This window comes from Kitasatospora sp. NPDC001527 (assembly GCF_040298605.1).
In the GTDB taxonomy this organism is placed as follows: Bacteria; Actinomycetota; Actinomycetes; order Streptomycetales; family Streptomycetaceae; genus Kitasatospora.
On record NZ_JBEPAM010000037.1, the window covers coordinates 23,903 to 40,145 of the forward strand.

At 74.5% G+C, this 16,243-nt stretch carries 15 protein-coding genes and 1 riboswitch; of the genes, 2 read left to right on the forward strand and 13 right to left on the reverse strand.

The features are described from left to right. Positions 1–113: 113 nt before the first annotated feature. From nusB to nicT, 4 genes are all read right to left on the reverse strand, one after another. Complete coding sequence (nusB, locus tag ABT238_RS27515) at positions 114–551, reverse strand: transcription antitermination factor NusB (RefSeq protein WP_350571577.1); 438 nt, start codon at positions 549–551, stop codon at positions 114–116. A 4-nt stretch (positions 552–555) separates the two neighbouring features. After that, entirely contained in the window at positions 556–1,119 is a 564-nt protein-coding gene (gene efp / locus ABT238_RS27520) for an elongation factor P (protein ID WP_350571579.1), read from the reverse strand. A gap of 66 nt (positions 1,120–1,185) precedes the next feature. Next, positions 1,186–2,292 carry a M24 family metallopeptidase gene (locus ABT238_RS27525; protein WP_350571581.1) on the reverse strand — a complete coding sequence of 369 codons (1,107 nt, stop codon included), beginning with the start codon at positions 2,290–2,292 and terminating at the stop codon, positions 1,186–1,188. An 83-nt stretch (positions 2,293–2,375) separates the two neighbouring features. After that, positions 2,376–3,518, reverse strand: coding sequence for a Nickel transporter NicT (gene nicT / locus ABT238_RS27530; protein WP_350571583.1), 1,143 nt, complete (start codon positions 3,516–3,518; stop codon positions 2,376–2,378). A 32-nt stretch (positions 3,519–3,550) separates the two neighbouring features. After that, a riboswitch (cobalamin riboswitch) is annotated at positions 3,551–3,743 on the reverse strand. Between the two features lie 82 nt (positions 3,744–3,825). Between nicT and ABT238_RS27535 the strand changes: the two genes are divergently transcribed. Then, positions 3,826–4,200: an ArsR/SmtB family transcription factor gene (locus tag ABT238_RS27535; protein WP_350571584.1), complete on the forward strand. Its 375-nt coding sequence runs from the start codon at positions 3,826–3,828 to the stop codon at positions 4,198–4,200. Positions 4,201–4,263: 63 nt separating this feature from the next. Continuing rightward, positions 4,264–5,964, forward strand: a complete 1,701-nt coding sequence (locus ABT238_RS27540; protein ID WP_350795632.1) for a hypothetical protein — start codon at positions 4,264–4,266, stop codon at positions 5,962–5,964. 58 nt (positions 5,965–6,022) lie between these two features. On the opposite strand, the gene ABT238_RS27545 is transcribed toward ABT238_RS27540, so the two are convergent. The 9 genes from ABT238_RS27545 to mltG form a co-directional block, all read right to left on the reverse strand. Next, positions 6,023–8,068, reverse strand: coding sequence for an ATP-binding protein (locus tag ABT238_RS27545; protein WP_350795644.1), 2,046 nt, complete (start codon positions 8,066–8,068; stop codon positions 6,023–6,025). A gap of 62 nt (positions 8,069–8,130) precedes the next feature. Continuing rightward, the gene (locus tag ABT238_RS27550) at positions 8,131–8,961 is read right to left on the reverse strand and encodes an Fpg/Nei family DNA glycosylase (protein ID WP_350795653.1); all 831 of its coding nucleotides are present in this window, start codon (positions 8,959–8,961) and stop codon (positions 8,131–8,133) included. A gap of 94 nt (positions 8,962–9,055) precedes the next feature. Beyond that, positions 9,056–9,934 (reverse strand): AAA family ATPase, encoded by an 879-nt coding sequence (locus ABT238_RS27555; protein ID WP_502884391.1) that lies wholly within the window; start codon positions 9,932–9,934, stop codon positions 9,056–9,058. 130 nt (positions 9,935–10,064) lie between these two features. Further along, positions 10,065–10,493 (reverse strand): type II 3-dehydroquinate dehydratase, encoded by a 429-nt coding sequence (gene aroQ / locus ABT238_RS27560; protein ID WP_350570344.1) that lies wholly within the window; start codon positions 10,491–10,493, stop codon positions 10,065–10,067. 8 nt (positions 10,494–10,501) lie between these two features. Then, entirely contained in the window at positions 10,502–11,590 is a 1,089-nt protein-coding gene (aroB, locus tag ABT238_RS27565; RefSeq protein ID WP_350570284.1) for a 3-dehydroquinate synthase, read from the reverse strand. Next, positions 11,583–12,104 (reverse strand): shikimate kinase, encoded by a 522-nt coding sequence (locus tag ABT238_RS27570; RefSeq protein ID WP_350570285.1) that lies wholly within the window; start codon positions 12,102–12,104, stop codon positions 11,583–11,585. Before ABT238_RS27570 ends, aroB begins: the two co-directional genes overlap by 8 nt. Then, positions 12,101–13,285, reverse strand: coding sequence for a chorismate synthase (aroC, locus tag ABT238_RS27575; protein WP_350795678.1), 1,185 nt, complete (start codon positions 13,283–13,285; stop codon positions 12,101–12,103). The genes ABT238_RS27570 and aroC overlap by 4 nt, the downstream gene beginning before the upstream one ends. Positions 13,286–13,470: 185 nt before the next feature. Continuing rightward, positions 13,471–14,301 carry a shikimate dehydrogenase gene (locus ABT238_RS27580; protein ID WP_350795685.1) on the reverse strand — a complete coding sequence of 277 codons (831 nt, stop codon included), beginning with the start codon at positions 14,299–14,301 and terminating at the stop codon, positions 13,471–13,473. Between the two features lie 40 nt (positions 14,302–14,341). Continuing rightward, on the reverse strand, positions 14,342–16,210 hold the full coding sequence (mltG, locus tag ABT238_RS27585) for an endolytic transglycosylase MltG (RefSeq protein ID WP_350795696.1): 1,869 nt from the start codon (positions 16,208–16,210) through the stop codon (positions 14,342–14,344). Positions 16,211–16,243 lie beyond the last annotated feature (33 nt).

Sequence of the window (16,243 nt, forward strand, 5' to 3'; positions counted from 1 at the left end):
CGGCACGCCGGGTTACTGACGAGTAGGCACCACCATACGCCGCCCCGGTGACCATGCACGAGGGCCGCCGGACCGTTTCCGGTCGGGCGGCCCTCGGCGCGGCGTGCGCGCGGTCAGCGGCGGATGCCGGGCTTCAGCTCCAGGAAGCGCGCGAGCATGCCGTTGACGAACGCCGGGGAGTCGTCGGTGGAGTACTCCTTGGCGATCTCCACGGCCTCGTCCAGGACGACCGCGTCCGGGACGCGGTCCTCCCAGATCAGCTCGTAGGCGCCGAGCCGCAGGACGTTGCGGTCCGCGATCGGCATCCGGTCGAGCGTCCAGCCGACCGCGTACTGCGAGATCAGCTCGTCGATCCGGCGGGCGTGCTGGACGTAACCCTCGACCAGCTCCATGGTGTACTCGCCGACCTGCGGGGTGCCCTCGTCCGGCTTGGGCTCCCGGGCCCGGGCCACCCAGTCGGCGAGGACCGTCAGCGGGTCGACCCCGCGGTGGTCGGCCTCGAACAGGATCTGGAAGGCTCGCGTGCGGGCCTTGGTGCGTGCGGACGACACGGACTTACTTCACCCGGCCGAGGTAGCTGCCGTCGCGGGTGTCGACCTTGACCTTCTCGCCGGTGGTGATGAAGAGCGGCACCTGGATCTCGGCGCCGGTCTCCAGCTTCGCCGGCTTGGTGCCACCGGTGGAGCGGTCGCCCTGGACGCCCGGCTCGGTCTCGGCGATGACGAGCTCGACCGCGGCCGGGAGCTCGATGTACAGCACCGCGCCCTCGTTCACGGCGACGAGCGCGTCGAAGCCCTCCAGCAGGTACTTGGCGGCGTCGCCGACGACGACCGGCTCGATGGCCAGCTGGTCGTAGGTGTCCATGTCCATGAACACGAAGTTCTCGCCGTCCTTGTACGAGAACTGCATGGTGCGCTTGTCGACGTTGGCGGTCTCGACCTTGGTGCCCGCGTTGAAGGTCTTGTCGACGACCTTGCCCGTCAGGACCTCCTTGAGCTTGGTACGCACGAAGGCCGGGCCCTTGCCGGGCTTGACGTGCTGGAACTCGACGACGGACCAGAGCTTGCCGCCCTCCAGCTTGAGGACCATGCCGTTCTTGAGATCGTTCGTGGAAGCCACGGGCGCACTTACTCCTGGATATAGCTGTCAAGGAACCAAGGGGTCGCGTCCTGTGGCACACCTGCGTCACAGGGCGAGGAGCTCCTTGGTGGTGATGGTGAGCAGCTCGGGCCCGCCCTCCTCCAGGGGGCGCACGACGAGCGTGTCCTCGATCCGGACCCCGCCCCGTCCCGGGAGGTGGACCCCCGGGCCGACGGTGACCGGCACGCGGCTGTCCAGTTTACCCATGTCCGTGGGACCGAGGCGCGGTGCCTCCCTCATCTCCAGGCCGATGCCGTGGCCGACCGGGTGCGGCGAGCCCTCGGTGTGCCCGGCCGCCCGGAGGATCTCCCGCGCGGCCCGGTCGGGCACGCACTGCTCGACCCCCGGCCCGAGCGCCTCCCGCCCGGCCCGCTGCGCGCGGAACACCAGCCGGTGCAGCTCCACCTGCCAGGGCGCCGGCGCCGCCCCGATCACGAAGGTGCGGGCGGTGGAGACCCCGTAGCCGCGGTACTGCGCGCCGAGCACCACGGTCAGGAAGTCGCCCTCCTCCACCCGCCGGTCGGTGGGCTGGTGCGCCTGCTGGCCGGAGTGGCTGCCGGTGCCGACCGAGACCGGGAAGGCCGCCCGGTCCGCGCCGTGGTCGATCATCCGGCGCTCCAGCTCCATCGCCAGGTGCCGCTCGGTGCGGCCGACCAGGATCGACTCCAGCAGTTCGCCGAGCGCCTGGTCGGCGATCTCCGCGGCGATCCGCAGGTCGGCGATCTCGTGCTCGTCCTTGACCACCCGCAGCCGCTCCACCGCCTGGCCCACGTCGCTCAGCCGCACCCCCTCGGCCAGCCCGGCCACCGCCCGGTGCCGGGTGACCGTCAGGTCGTGCTCCTCCACCGCGAGCCCGGCCACCCGCAGCCGGGCCGCGGCGGCGGCCGCGGCCAGCGCGGTGTCCGCCCCGGCCGCCACCGGCAGCTGGGTGACCTCGGGGGCGATCAGGTGCTCGCCGGTGTCGTCCGGCGGCAGGTCGTCCGGCAGCGCGAGCAGCGCCCGGTCCCGGGTCAGCAGCAGGCTCGCCCCGCACGGCGGGCACCCGGTGAGGTACCGCACGTTCGCCGCCCGGGTGATCAGCGCCGCGTCGGCCCCGGACGCACCACAGTGCTCCCGCAACCGCTCCCGCCGGCCCGCGTACCCATCAGCCATGCGTCGAGCCTACGAACCCGCCCCCCGATCCGCCCGCCGAACGCCCCCACCCGGGCCCCGCCCCGGCGCCGAGCCGGGCCCCGCTACAGCTTGCTCGCGGGCGCGTACTCCGCGCCCCCGGCGGGCTTCGGGGCCCACTTCTTCTCGACGCCGGCCAGGCGCCAGTAGGCGATGGCGGCGGCCCAGACCACCACGAACAGGCCGACGATCGCGTAGCCGACGTTGTCCAGGGAGATGTCCGCGATCCAGCCGGTCACCGGGTCGGTGAGGTCCAGCTTCTCGTGGAGGACGCCGACCAGTTCGATGGTGCCGATGATGAAGGCGACCGCGATGGACAGGCCGGTGATGGTCAGGTTGTAGTACACCTTCCGCACCGGGTTGGAGAACGCCCACTGGTAGGCGAAGTTCATGAAGGTGCCGTCCAGCGTGTCGAACAGGCTCATCCCGGCCGCGAAGAGCAGCGGCAGGCAGACGATCGCGTACCAGGGGAGGCCGGAGGCCGCGCCCGAGCCGGCCATCACCATCAGGGTGACCTCGGTCGCGGTGTCGAAGCCCAGGCCCAGCACCATGCCGACCGGGAACATCTGCCCGGGCCGGGTGATCGAGCGGGTCGCCCGGTTCAGCACCCGGGCCAGCAGGCCGCGGGCGTTCAGGTGCTCCTCCAGCTCGGCCTCGTCGAACCGCCCGGCCCGCATCGAGCGGAACACCCTGAGGATGCCGAACAGCGCGGCCAGGTTCAGCGCGCCGATCAGGTAGAGGAAGACGCCGGAGGCCGAGGTGCCGACCATGCCCAGCCACTGGTGGGTGGTCGAGTCGTCGTCCATCAGCGTGTTGGCCAGCTGCGCGCCACCCGCCACCAGGGCGGCCATCAGCACCACCATCGAGGAGTGCCCGAGCGCGAACCAGAAGCCCACCGAGACCGGGCGCTTGCCGTCCGCCATCAGCTTGCGGGTGGTGTTGTCGATCACCGCGATGTGGTCGGCGTCGAAGGCGTGCCGCATGCCGAGGGTGTAGGCGGTGATGCCCAGGCCCACCCCGAAGACCTGGGTGCCCACCTCGTACTTCTCCGGTGCGACCAGGAAGATCAGCGTGCCGAACGCCACCACGTGCATGGCGAGGATCACGCCCATCAGTCCGGCTGTGCGCAGGGTGTCCTCGCGGCGCCAGCGGAAGGCGGGCAGGGCGGCGGGCGGCGCCGCGGCCGCGGCGGTTTCGGGCAGGGTCATCTGCGGATCACGCTCCAGCACCTCGTGGAAAGACTTCGTGAGATGCCGCGGCCGGTCTCCTGGCTGACGGGGCTCCCGTACCCGCCTTCCCAGCCGCGCGAGGCGCCCAGTGGCGTCGTGGGTACGGACACTCTCCCCCGATCACAGTGGCGAGGGCCGCTCCGGACTGGGACCCCTGAGGGTCCGTCACCGGTCTTCCCGAGCACCACGGCGGGGAACACGGTAGGGGCCAGGGACAACGCTTGCAAGGCTGCGCACCTGCGCAGGTGTCCAGGATCACAGCCCGCCGCCTGCCAGAATGGGCCGTATGCATCTCGTACCGGCCGACCGCGCGGGCCACCGCACCATCGACGGCCACCGGGTCTGCGAGGCCATCGCCGCGATCGGCGACACGGCCCACGTCCGCTCCTGGGCCGACCGCTTCGCCCTGCTCGCCGACCCCGGCAGGCTCGCCCTCCTGCTCGCCCTGCACCGCACCGGCCCGCTCGCCGTGACCGACCTCGCGGTCGCCACCGGCATGCGCGACCCCGCCGTCTCCCAGGCCCTGCGGCTGCTGCGGACGGCCGGTGTGGTCGCCGGGGAGAAGGAGGGGCGTGTCGTGCGCTACCGGCTCGTGGACGCCACCCTGCGCCCCCTGCTCGACCAGTGCGCCGGTGACGCCCCCGCCGCGGCGGCGGGCTGACCCCCCGTCCGGCGTCCGTCCGGACGCCGCGCCCGGCCGGGCCCCGTTGCGTACGATCATGACGTGCTGAACCGCCGCCGGCTCCGGGCCCGGCCCGACGACGACCGCTGGAACACCCGGCCCGCCCGGGCCCGTGTCCTGGCGGTGGCCCGCACCCTCACCTCGGCGACCCGCGTCCTGGACGTCCTCACCCTGCTGCGCGAACTGGACGGCATCGGCTTCTCCGTCACCGTCAACCCCGGCTCCGCGTTCGCCGCCGGCCTCGACGACTACCTCCGCGCCCAGCCCGGCCTGACCGTCCTGCCCTGGCGGGACGCCGTCCGCAGGCCCTTCGACCTCGCCGTCGCCTGCGCCGTCCACGCCTCGATGCACCGGCTGCGCGCACCCCTCGTCGTCCTGCCGCACGGCGCCGGCTACAACCGCCTGGTCCCCGAGTCCACCGGCGACACGGTGACCTCCGCCGGGCTCTCCCGGCGCGAGCTCACCCACCGCGGCCGGGTCTTCCCCGCCGTCATCGGCCTCTCCCACCGGGAACAGTTCGAGCGCCTGCGGGCCGCCTGCCCCGAGGCCCTGCCCCGCGCCCGCGAGGTCGGCGACCCGTGCTTCGACCGGATGCTCGCCTCACTCGCCGCCCGCGACGGCTACCGGGCCGCCCTCGGCGCGGTCGACGGCCGCCGGCTCGTCGTGGTCAACTCCACCTGGAGCGAGCACTCGCTGCTGGGCCGCCATCCGGGCCTGCCGCTGCGACTGGTCGAACAGCTGCCCGCCGACGAGTACGCCGTCGCCGTCGTCCTGCACCCCAACGTCTGGGCCCGGCACGACCCGCGTGCCCTGCTCGCCGCCGCCGAACGCCGCGGCCTGCGGCTCGTCCCGCCGGACCAGGGCTGGCAGGCCACCCTGATCGCCGCCGACTGCGTGATCGGCGACCACGGCTCGGTCTCCTTCTACGGCGCCGCCCTGGAACGCCGCACCCTGCTGGTCGCCACCGGCGCCGCCGAACTCGACCCCCGCTCCCCCGGCTACGCCTTCGGCCAGACCGCCCCGGCCCTCGACCCCGACGGCGACCTGCTCGCCCAGCTCGAACGGGCGATGGCCGACCAGGACCCGGCCGCCCTGCGCCCGGTCACCGACCGCTCGCTGGGCCGGCGCGGCGAGTCCGCCCGGCTGCTGCGCGACCTGCTCCTCGCCCACCTGCCCGGCATCGAGCAGCCGCCCGGTGACCCGCGGCCGCTGCCCTACCCCCGGCCGGTCCCGCTCGCCGCCGAACGGCCCACCGCCTACGACGTGGTGGCCACCGGCGAGGGCGACACGATCCACCTGCGCCGCTACCCCGTGGGCCCCGGCCACCACTCCCCGCGCGGCTTCCACGCGGTCGCCGACGAGGAACCCCGCCTCGCCCTGCGGCACACCGCCGAGGTGCTGGCCCGCACCGAGGCCGACGCCGAGCACCCCGCCGAGGCCTGGCTGGCCGCCACCGCCGCCGAGCTCCCCGGCCTCGCCGTCGCGGTCGCCGCCCTCGGCCCGGCCCGCCACCTGGTGCGCCTGCCCACCGGGCTGCTCCTGGAGGCCCACGCGGAACGCCCCTGGGGCGCCCCCGACCCCCGCCTCGACCCGCTCCTGCTCGGCTCCGCCGTCGCCCACCGGCTCACCGCGCCCGCCCCGCCCACCGCCGGCCCGGCCGGCCTCCCCGACCGGCTGACCCTGCACACCGGGCCCCACCGCACCACCGTCGCCTTCACCCCCCGGCCGAGCCGACCCGGCTGACCCACGACGGCAGGCCCACGGCGGCAGGCCCGCGACAGCCGACCCGCGACGACGCCCCCTACCGCCCCCTCAGCTCCCGCAGGCGGGCCCGGTTGCGCTCGGCCAGCTCCGCGTCGCCCAGCTCCTCCGCGAGTTCGACCAGCAGCACCCGGGCGGCCTCCTCCTTCCGGGGCTGGCCCAGCTCCCGGGCCCGCCCGGCGCCGCGCTCCGCCGCGCCGACCGCCGCCGCCGGGCGGTGCAGCGCCCGCTCGGCCCGGGCCTCGACCAGCGGCAGCCGCATCAGCATCGGGGCGTCGCCCTCCCGTTCGGCCAGCTCGCCCGCCTCCCCGAGCACGGCCAGCGCCTCCTCCGCCCGCCCTGCGGCCACCAGGGCCTGGGCCAGGTTGTAGCTCTGCACCACCACGCCGTGCGCGTCGCCCTCGTTGGCCTGCCGGGCCAGGGTGAACAGCTCCACCGCCCGCTCCGGCCGCCCGTCGGCCAAGCAGAGCAGGCCGTCCGTCTCCCACAGCACACCGGCCAGCCGCGGCTCGTCCACCTGTGGCAGCAAGGCCGCCGCGGCCGCCAGCTGCTCCGCGGCGAGCGGGTACCGCGCCTGCTCGTAGTAGGCGCGCCCGAGCTGGTTGCGCATCCGGATCACCGCGTCCGGCCGGTTGTCCCACTGGGCCGCCTCGACGGCCAGCAGGTGGCTCTCGACCCAGTCTCCGTAGTGCTTGCGCCCGTGGTAGAGCGGCCAGAGCGACTCGCACAGCCGCCACACCTCGCCGTGCCACCCCTGTTCGGCGGCGGCCCGCACGGCGCCCAGCAGGTTGGCCCGCTCGCTCTGCAGCCACTGCAGCGCGTCCGGCCCCGACCCGAACCCGGGCAGCGCCGCCGCGTCCCCGCCGCCCGCAGGGGGTGCGCCGCCCTCCCGGAGCCGACCGATCTCCCGGAGCCGGAAGCGGTCGCCGATCGCCCGGTCGGCCAGCGCCGCGCGGCCCCGGTAGTAGGCGACGATCCCGGCCAGCAGCTCCCGCCGGCCGGGCAGGTCGCGGACCACCCCGGCCGCGTGCAGCCGCACCAGGTCGTGGGCGCGGTAGCGGCGCTCCGGCCCCTCCTCCGCCACGTCGTCCAGCAGGTGCGCCGAGCGCAGCTCCGCCAGCCCGTCCGCGACCCGCTCCACCCCCACCGCCTCGGCCAGTTCGGCCGAGACCAGCGGGCCTGGGTTGACGCCCAACAACCGGTAGAGCTGCCGGGTGTGCTCGGGCAGCCTCCCGTGGACGGTGTCCAGGACGTCCCCGACCGCCCCCTCCTCATTGCTCAGCGACGACAACCGGTGCTCCTTGTCGGTCAGTTCGGCCAGCACCCGGTCCACCCGCAGCTCGTCGCGGTCGAGCAGACGGAAGCCCACCGCGTTCAGCGCCAGCGGCAGGCCGCCGCAGAACTCGACCAGCCGCGCCAGCTCGTCGTCCGTCCCCCGGCCCGGGCCCAGCCAGCCGCGGACCAGCTCGCTCCCGGCGCCGGTGGTGAGCGGGTCCAGGCGCAGCAGCTCGGCGCCGTCCAGGGCCAACCCGGGCAGCCGGCGCCGGCCGGCGGCCACCAGCAGGCCGGTGGCGGGCAGCAGCGCCCGGACCTCGGCGGCGTGCTCGACGTTGTCCAGGAAGACCAGCACCCGGCGGCCGGCGGCCGTCGCGGTGCGGAACGCCGCCGCCCGTTCGGCCAGGGTGTCCGGCACGTACGGGAGCCCGAAGCCGCGCAGGAAGCCGCCGAGCACCTCGCCGAGGTCCGCTCCGCCGTGGTGCCGGTGGGCGGCGAGGTCGGCGTAGAGCTGACCGCCCGGGAAGTGCGCCGTGGACCGGGCCGCGAACTGGGCGACCAGCTCGGTCTTGCCGACGCCGCCGAGCCCGGTGAACACCACGACGGCCGGCCGGACGTCGTCCAGCCGGCCGAGCGCCGCCTCCAGCCGGGCGAGCTCGCCCTCCCGGTTGACGAAGGCCCGGCGCGGTCCGCGGATCTGGCGCGGCACGGTGGGTCCGGGCGCCGCCGTCATGACGATCGTGCCGGCCTGCATCACCGTGCCGTGGACCGTGCCCGACACGGTGTTGACCGTCCGGTGGCCGTCCGTCATCAGCGCGCTCCCTCTGCCGGGCCGAATGCCGGCCCCAGCCTACGGCCGAACCCGGCCCGGGATCACGCGCTCGCGCGGGCCGGCTGGCAGGTGGGGCACCAGAAGAGGTTGCGCGAGGCGTGCTCCTCGGTGCGGACGTCCGTGGCGCAGACCAGGCACGGCAGACCGGCGCGCCGGTAGACGTAGACCTCGCCGCCGTGGTCGTCGACGCGCGGGGGGCGGTTCATCGCCTCGGGCGTGTGCTCCGGGCGGACGGTGTCGATGCGGCCCGCGCCGACGCCCTCGCGCATCAGGGCGACCAGGTCCGCCCAGATCGCGTCCCACTCGGCACGGCGCAGCGAACGGCCGGGCAGCTGCGGGTCGATGCCGTGCCGGAACAGCACCTCGGCGCGGTAGACGTTGCCGACGCCGGCCAGCACCTTCTGGTCCATCAGCAGCGCGGCGATCGTCGTGCGGCTGCCGGCTATCCGCTGCCAGGCCGCGTCCGGGTCGGCGTCGGCGCGCAGCGGGTCGGGGCCGAGGCGGGCGGCCACGGCGGCCTTCTCGGCATCGGTGATCAGTGCGCAGGTGTTGGGACCGCGCAGGTCGGCGTAGTGCTCGTCGTTCTCCAGCCGCAGCCGGACCAGGCCGACCGGCTCGGGCACCGTGCCGTCGCCGACCTCGCCGAAGGTGAAGCCGCCGTACAGGCCGAGGTGGACGTGCACCCAGGCGTCCTCGCCGAAGCCGAGGAAGAGGTGCTTGCCGACGGCCTCGGCCGCGGTCAGCTCCCGCCCGTCGATCAGCTTGGCGCCGTCCGCGAACCGGCCCTGCGGGCTGGCGGCGCGGACCGGCCGGCCGCCGAAGGCGCGGTGGTTCTCGGCGGCGAGGCGGTGGATGATGTGGCCTTCCGGCACGGGCGCGGCTCCCCCCGGTGGTTCGTTCTGGACCCGTCCATCATCGCAGCCGGCACCGACAGTCCGGCCCGGCCGCCGGGGCCCGCGCGGCCGCTCAGCGCACCGGGATGCCCATCAGCCGGGCCAGGATCACCCGGTCGAGTTCGGCGGCCGTGGCGGCCACGTCCAGGTGGGAGTTGTCGATGATCGGCAGCCCGGAGTTGTACCAGCCGGCCATCCGCCCGTGGATCCGGGCCACCTCCTCGTCGCCGAGCCGGCGGTTGCCGCTGCGCCGGGCGTTGCGGCCGAGCACCGAGTCCAGGCTGGGCAGCAGCACCACCGGGATCATGCCGGGACCGATGTGCCGCTTCCAGCCGCCGAGGCCGATGGCGGGGCGGTCCGGGAAGACGGCGTCGTCGATGATGCAGGAGATGCCGTTGGCGAGGTAGTTGCGGCAGGCGAAGCCGCAGGTCCGGCGGGCGAGCCGGTACTGCGCCTCGGAGGCGTTGTTCCAGCCGGACTGCGGGTTGGCGAAGCCGGACTGCACCCACTCGCGGACGTCGTCGAGGCTGATGTGCGCGGTCGGGGTGGGGCGCCGCTCGGCCCAGTGGCGGGCGACGGTGGTCTTGCCGGCGCCGGCCGGGCCGATCAGCAGCACCGCGATCGGCCCGGTGGCCGCGTGCTGCTGCGGCGGGCGGGCGGGCAGCTGGACGGGCGCACCGGACGGCAGCAGGAAGTGTCCGGTGGACCCGGCGGGCACCGGCGCCACCGGAGCGGGCGCGGGGGCCCGGGCCGGAACGGGCGCGGGGACCGGAGCGGCGGGCGGGGCCGGCGGCACCACGGGCACCGGAACGGTGGGCGGCCCGGAGGAGGCGGCGGGGGCGGCCGGCGCGGCCGCGGGGTACGCCGGAGCCGGTGGGACCGGCGCGGCGACGGGACGCGGGGGGACGGGCCCACCCCCGGTGTACTGCGTCACGGTCACCTCCCGACTCACCTTCTGCGGGGACACTACACGGCGGTGCGGCGGTGGACACAGTCCGCCGCCGCACCGCCGCTGGTCACCGGCCCGACCCGGCCACGGCCCGGGCCGGACGCCCGCCGGCCCGGTCGCTCGGCCCGCCCCGTCAGCCCGCGGCGAGCTGGTCGGCCAGCGCGCGCAGCGCCAGCTCGTACGAGCCGATCCCGAACCCGGCGATGGTGCCGGAGGCCACCGCGGAGATCACCGAGGTGTGCCGGAAGGTCTCCCGCGCGTACGGGTTGGAGATGTGCACCTCGATCAGCGGCGCGGTGCGCTGCGCGGCGGCGTCCCGCATCGCGTACGAGTAGTGGGTGAACGCACCCGGGTTGATCACCACCGGCACCCGGCCGTCGGCCGCCTCGTGCAGCCACTCGACCATGGTCTGCTCGGAGTTGGTCTCGTGCACCTCGACCTCGAAGCCCAGCTCCTTGCCGAGCGCGGTGCAGCGCTCGACCAGCCCGGTGTACGAGGTGGAGCCGTAGACGTCGGGCTCGCGGCTGCCGAGCCGGCCGAGGTTGGGGCCGTTGAGCACCATCACCCGGGTCACGAGGAGACCTCCGCGTAGGCGGCCACCAGCAGGGACGGGTCGGGGCCCTCCAGCACGGAGGTCTTGCCGAGGCCGTCCAGCACGATGAAGCGGATGAGGTCGCCGCGCGACTTCTTGTCGATCTTCATGGCGTCCAGCAGCTTGGGCCAGGCGTCCGCGCGGTAGCTGAGCGGCAGGCCGACCGCGCCCAGCACGGTGCGGTGCCGGTCGGCGGTCGCGTCGTCCAGCCGCCCGGCGAGGCGGCCGAGCTCGGCGGCGAACACCATGCCGATCGAGATCGCCGCGCCGTGCCGCCACTTGTAGCGCTCGTTGCGCTCGATGGCGTGGCCGAGGGTGTGGCCGTAGTTGAGGATCTCGCGCTGCCCGGATTCCTTGAGGTCCCCGGAGACGACGTCGGCCTTGACCTGGATGGCCCGCCGGATCAGCTCGACGGTGTGCGGCCCGGCCGGGGTCCTGGCGCCCTCCGGATCGGCCTCGATCAGGTCGAGGATGGCCGGGTCGGCGATGAAGCCGCACTTGATGACCTCGGCGAGACCGGAGACGTAGTCGTGCCGGGGCACCGTCTCCAGGGTCGCGAGGTCGGCCAGCACGCCCACCGGGGGGTGGAAGGCGCCGACCATGTTCTTGCCCTCGGCGATGTTGATGCCGGTCTTGCCGCCGACCGCCGCGTCGACCATGCCGAGCAGCGTGGTGGGCATGGAGACCCAGCGGACCCCGCGCAGCCAGGTGGCGGCGACGAAGCCGGCCAGGTCGGTGGTGGCCCCGCCGCCGAGGCCGACGACCACGTCGGTGCGGGTGAACCCGGTCTGCCCGAGCACCGACCAGCAGTACGCGGCCACCTCGGCGCTCTTCGCCTCCTCCGCGTTGGGCACCTGGAGGGCGATCACCTCGTAGCCCTCGCCGAGCAGGTCCTCGCGGATCGCGTCGGCGGTGGCGGACAGCGCCTCGGGGTGGATGATCGCCACCCGCCGGGCCCGGGTCCCGATCAGCGGCGCCAGCTCGCCGAGCAGCTGGTGCCCGATCAGCACGTCGTACGGGTCGTGGCCGGCGCTGCCGCCGACGTGAATCCTGACGGTGTCACTCATGGGGGGTCTTCAGCTCCAGTGCTTCCAGTACGGCGTCCGCGACCTGCTCGGGGGTGCGGCCGGCGGTGTCGACGACGGCGGTGGCCACCTCCAGGTAGAGGGGGCGGCGGGCCTCCATCAGCTCGCGCCAGCGGGCCCGCGGGTTGACCGCCAGCAGCGGGCGGGGGGCGTCCAGGCCGACCCGCTTGACCGCGTCGGCGAGCGGCACCTCCAGGAACACCACCGGCAGCTCGCGCAGCAGGGCCCGGGTGGCCCCGGCCATCACGGCGCCGCCGCCGAGCGCGAGCACGCCGTCGTGGGTCTCGACGGCGCCGCGCACGGCCGCCGCCTCCAGGGCGCGGAAGTGCGGCTCGCCCTCGTCGACGAAGATGTCCGGGATCGGCTTGCCGGCCCGCTCCTCGATGTCCGCGTCGGTGTCGCGGAAGCCGAGGCCGAGGCGCTCGGCGAGGACCCGCCCGACGGTGGACTTGCCACTGCCGGGCGGGCCGACCAGCACGATGGCCGGACAGCTCATCGGACGATCAGGTTGTCGAGGTAGCTCTGCACGTTGCGCCGGGTCTCCGACACGTGGTCGCCACCGAACTTCTCGTTGACCGCGTCGGCGAGCACCAGGGCGACCATCGCCTCGGCGACGATGCCGGCCGCCGGCACCGCGCAGACGTCGGAGCGCTGGTGGTGGGCCTTGGCCGGCTCACCGGTGCGCACGTCCAGGGTGCGCAGCGCGCGCGGGACGGTCGCGATCGGCTTCATCGCGGCGCGCACCCGCAGCAGCTCGCCGGTGGACAGGCCGCCCTCGGTGCCGCCGGAGCGGCCGGAGACGCGCTTGGCGCCCTCGGGGGTCGGCACGATCTCGTCGTGCGCCTGCGAGCCGGGGACGCGGGCCAGCTCGAAGCCGTCGCCGACCTCGACACCCTTGATCGCCTGGATGCCCATCAGCGCGGCGGCGAGCCGGGCGTCCAGCCGGCGGTCCCAGTGCACGTGCGAGCCGAGGCCGACCGGGACGCCGTAGGCGAGCACCTCGACGACGCCGCCGAGGGTGTCGCCGTCCTTGTGGGCCTGGTCGATCTCGGCGACCATCGCCTTCGAGGCGTCGGCGTCCAGGCAGCGCACCGGGTCGGCGTCCAGCCCGGGCTCGTCGGAGGGCAGCGGCAGCACACCGGCCGGGGCCTTGGCGGCGGCCAGCTCGACCACGTGGCTGACGATCTCGATGCCGCAGGTCTCCTTGAGGTAGGAGCGGGCGACGGCGCCGAGCGCGACGCGGGCGGCGGTCTCCCGGGCGCTGGCGCGCTCCAGGATCGGGCGGGCCTCGTCGATCGAGTACTTCTGCATGCCGGCCAGGTCGGCGTGGCCGGGGCGCGGGCGGGTCAGCGCCTCGTTGCGGGCGAGACCGGCGAGCACCTCCGGGTCGACCGGGTCGGCCGACATGACCTGCTCCCACTTCGGCCACTCGGTGTTGCCCACCATGACGGCGACCGGGCTGCCCATGCTGAGGCCGTGCCGGACACCGCCGAGGAAGGTCACCTCGTCCTGCTCGAACTTCATCCGTGCGCCGCGACCATAACCGAGCCGGCGGCGCGCCAGCGCGTCGGCCACCATGGCGGTGGTGACCGGTACACCGGCGGGCAGGCCCTCCAGCGTCGCGACGAGTGCGGGGCCGTGCGACTCCCCCGCCGTCAGCCAGCGCAACGTACCCAACGGAGCTCCTTCATCAGCGGACCGGCGCGGCGCTGCCGCCACCCGTCCGGGCGTGCCTTCTCCCCGAATCCTTTCATGCCGGACCGGCCGACCGGCCTCGGAGTCCGATCACCGGACAGCATTCGGCCGACCGGCGGACGGGTACGGCCGGCCGGCGCGCCACCGGAGCGTCCCCGGACCCGCGCTCAGCCCGCCGCGAGCGCGGCCTCGCCGGCGGCCCGGATCGCCGCCAGCGGCCCGGGCGTGCGCCCGGTGAACAGCTCGTTCTGCAGCACCGCCTGGTGCACCAGCAGGTCGAGCCCGCCCAGCACGGTCGCCCCGCGCTCGGCGCAGGCCCCGGCCAGCTTGGTCGGCCACGGGTGGTAGAGCACGTCGAACAGCGCGCCCGGCTCGGCGGTGAGGTCGCCGGCGAAGCCGTCGGTCGCCCCGGCCGGGGTGGTGGCCACGGTGAGCGGGTGGGCCAGCGCCTCGGCGCCGCGCGCCCAGTCGGCGGTGCGCACCGCCACGCCCAGCCGCTCGCCGAGCTCCGCCATCTCCCGGGCCCGCTCGGGGCTGCGGACGTAGACGGTGACCTCGCGGGCGCCGAGCCGGGCCAGCGCGGCCATCGCCGAGGAGGCGGTGGCCCCGGCGCCGAGCACCGCGGCGGCCGGCACCTCGGTGATGCCGCGCTCGCGCAGCGCGTTGACCAGCCCGGGCACGTCGGTGTTGTGCCCGGACCTGCGCCCGTCGGCGGTGAACACCAGGGTGTTCACCGCCTCGACCGACCGGGCGGTCGCACTCACCTCGTCGAGCAGCGGGATGACCGCCCGCTTGAGCGGCATGGTCAGCGAGCAGCCCGCCCACTCGGCCTCGTCCAGCCCGGCGACGAAACCGGGCAGCCCGGCCTCGTCGACCTCGAAGCGGTCGTAGCGCCAGCCGTCCAGCCCGAGCGCCGCGAAGGCGGCCCGGTGCAGGGCGGGCGACAGCGAGTGGGTGATCGGCGAGCCGAGGACGGCCGCCCGGTGCTTGCTGGTCACGCTGGTGTTCTCTCCCGGTGCGGCCCCGGTGGGGCCGTCCTCACTTGGTGGTGCAGTGGACGGAGGCCGCGTCGAACTTCTGGCCGGCCGCCGTGCAGTACGCCTTGACGTTCTCGGCGTGCTCCGCGTCCGTCTCCGCGAACAGGGTCTGGGTCGGCGACATCGCGATGAAGTACAGCCACTTGCCGTCCGCCGGGTTCAGCGTCGCCTTCAGCGCGTCGTCACCGGGGTTGGAGATTGGCCCCGGCGGCAGACCCTGGTTGATGTAGGTGTTGTACGGGTTGGACCCGTCGTTGATCTGCTTCCTGTCGAGGTCCTTGGTGCCCAGCGCGTACTGCAGCGTGGTGTCCATGCCCAGTCGGCCGTTGACCTTGCCCTTGTCGGCCAGCCGGTTCTGGATGGTCTTGGCCATCTTGGCGAAGTCGTCCTTGTTGTTGCCCTCCGCCTGGAGGATGCTCGCCTCGATGACCACCTCGTAGCCGGACTTGAGGCCGATCTTCGAAGCCTCCGCGTCCAGGGCCGCGTAGCGCTCCGTGGCGTTCTTGACCATCTCCTTGAGCAGGTCCTCGGGCTTCATGCCCGGGGTGATCGAGTAGCGGGTCGGCCAGAGGAAGCCCTCGATGTTGCCCTTGGCGTACGCGGGCAGGCCGAGGTTGTTGACCTGCTCCTTGGCGACGGTCGCGGTGGTGCCCTTGGGCAGGCCCAGCTTCTCGTCGATCTTGACGTAGGTGGCGGTGGAGGTCAGGCCCTCCCGGATGATCAGCTTCTCGCCGCCGTTGGCCTCCACCAGGAACTGCACGGCGCCCTCGGCCGACATCTCCTTCGGCATGCTGTAGGCACCGGGCTGGATGGTGGTGCACTTGACGTTCTTGTCGCACGCCGCCTTGAAGGCGTCGACGCTCTTGACCACGCCGGCCTGCTTCAGCGCCAGACCCATCTGGGTACCGGCCGCGCCCTGCTTGATCTCCACGTTGACGGTGCCCGAGCCCGGGCCGGGGAAGTCCGGCGGCGGGCCGAAGTGGTCCTTGTAGAAGCCGTAGCCCCAGTAGCCGGCGCCGCCCATGGCCCCGAGCAGCACCAGGGCGACCACCAGGCAGGCGCCGCCGTTGCGCCGGCCGGACTTCTTGCCCTTCTCCTTGCGCTTCTTCTTCGCCTCGCGGGAGTCGTCCTCCTCGCCGAGGAAGCCGCCGCGCCCGTCGTCCTCCGCGCCGTCCCCGTGGTACTCGTCCTCGGCGTACTCGCCCTCGTGACCGTCCCACTCGTCCTCGGCGTACTCACCGCCGCCGGCGGGGGCGGCCGGGTCGGCGCCGGCCTCCAGCGCGGCGGCCTCCGCCTCCCAGTCGATGCCGTCCGGCCCGGGACCGGAGGACCGCCCGGCGGCCGGCTGCTCCTGACGGGCCGCGGCGCCCTGCGGCGGGACGCCCTGCTGGGGCGCGCCCTGCTGCGGGTACCCCTGCTGCTGGCCCATGCCCTGCGGCACCTGCTGCTGCGGATAGCCCTGCTGACCGCCGTACTGCTGCTGGCCGCCCATGCCCTGCTGCGGGTAGCCCTGCTGCTGACCCATGCCCTGCTGGCCCATGCCCTGCTGCGGCATCTGCTGCTGCGGGTACCCCTGCTGCGGCATCTGCTGCCGCGCGTAGGCCTGCTGACCGCCGTACTGCTGCTGGCCACCCAGGCCCTGCTGGTCCATGCCCTGCTGGCCCATGTCCTGCTGGTTCATGCCCTGCTGCGGCATCTGCTGCTGGGGGTAGCCCTGCTGACCGCCGTACTGCTGCTGGGACTGCTGGGGGTGCTGCTGCCACTGCCCGTCCTGCTGGCCGGGGACCGGCTGCTGACCGCCGTACCCGGGGTCTCCCGGATGCCACGGCTCGGAGCCCTGGGGGCCGTAGCCCCGACCCAGATCGGTCATTGATCCCCTTATACCGACGGAGACGACCGGAGG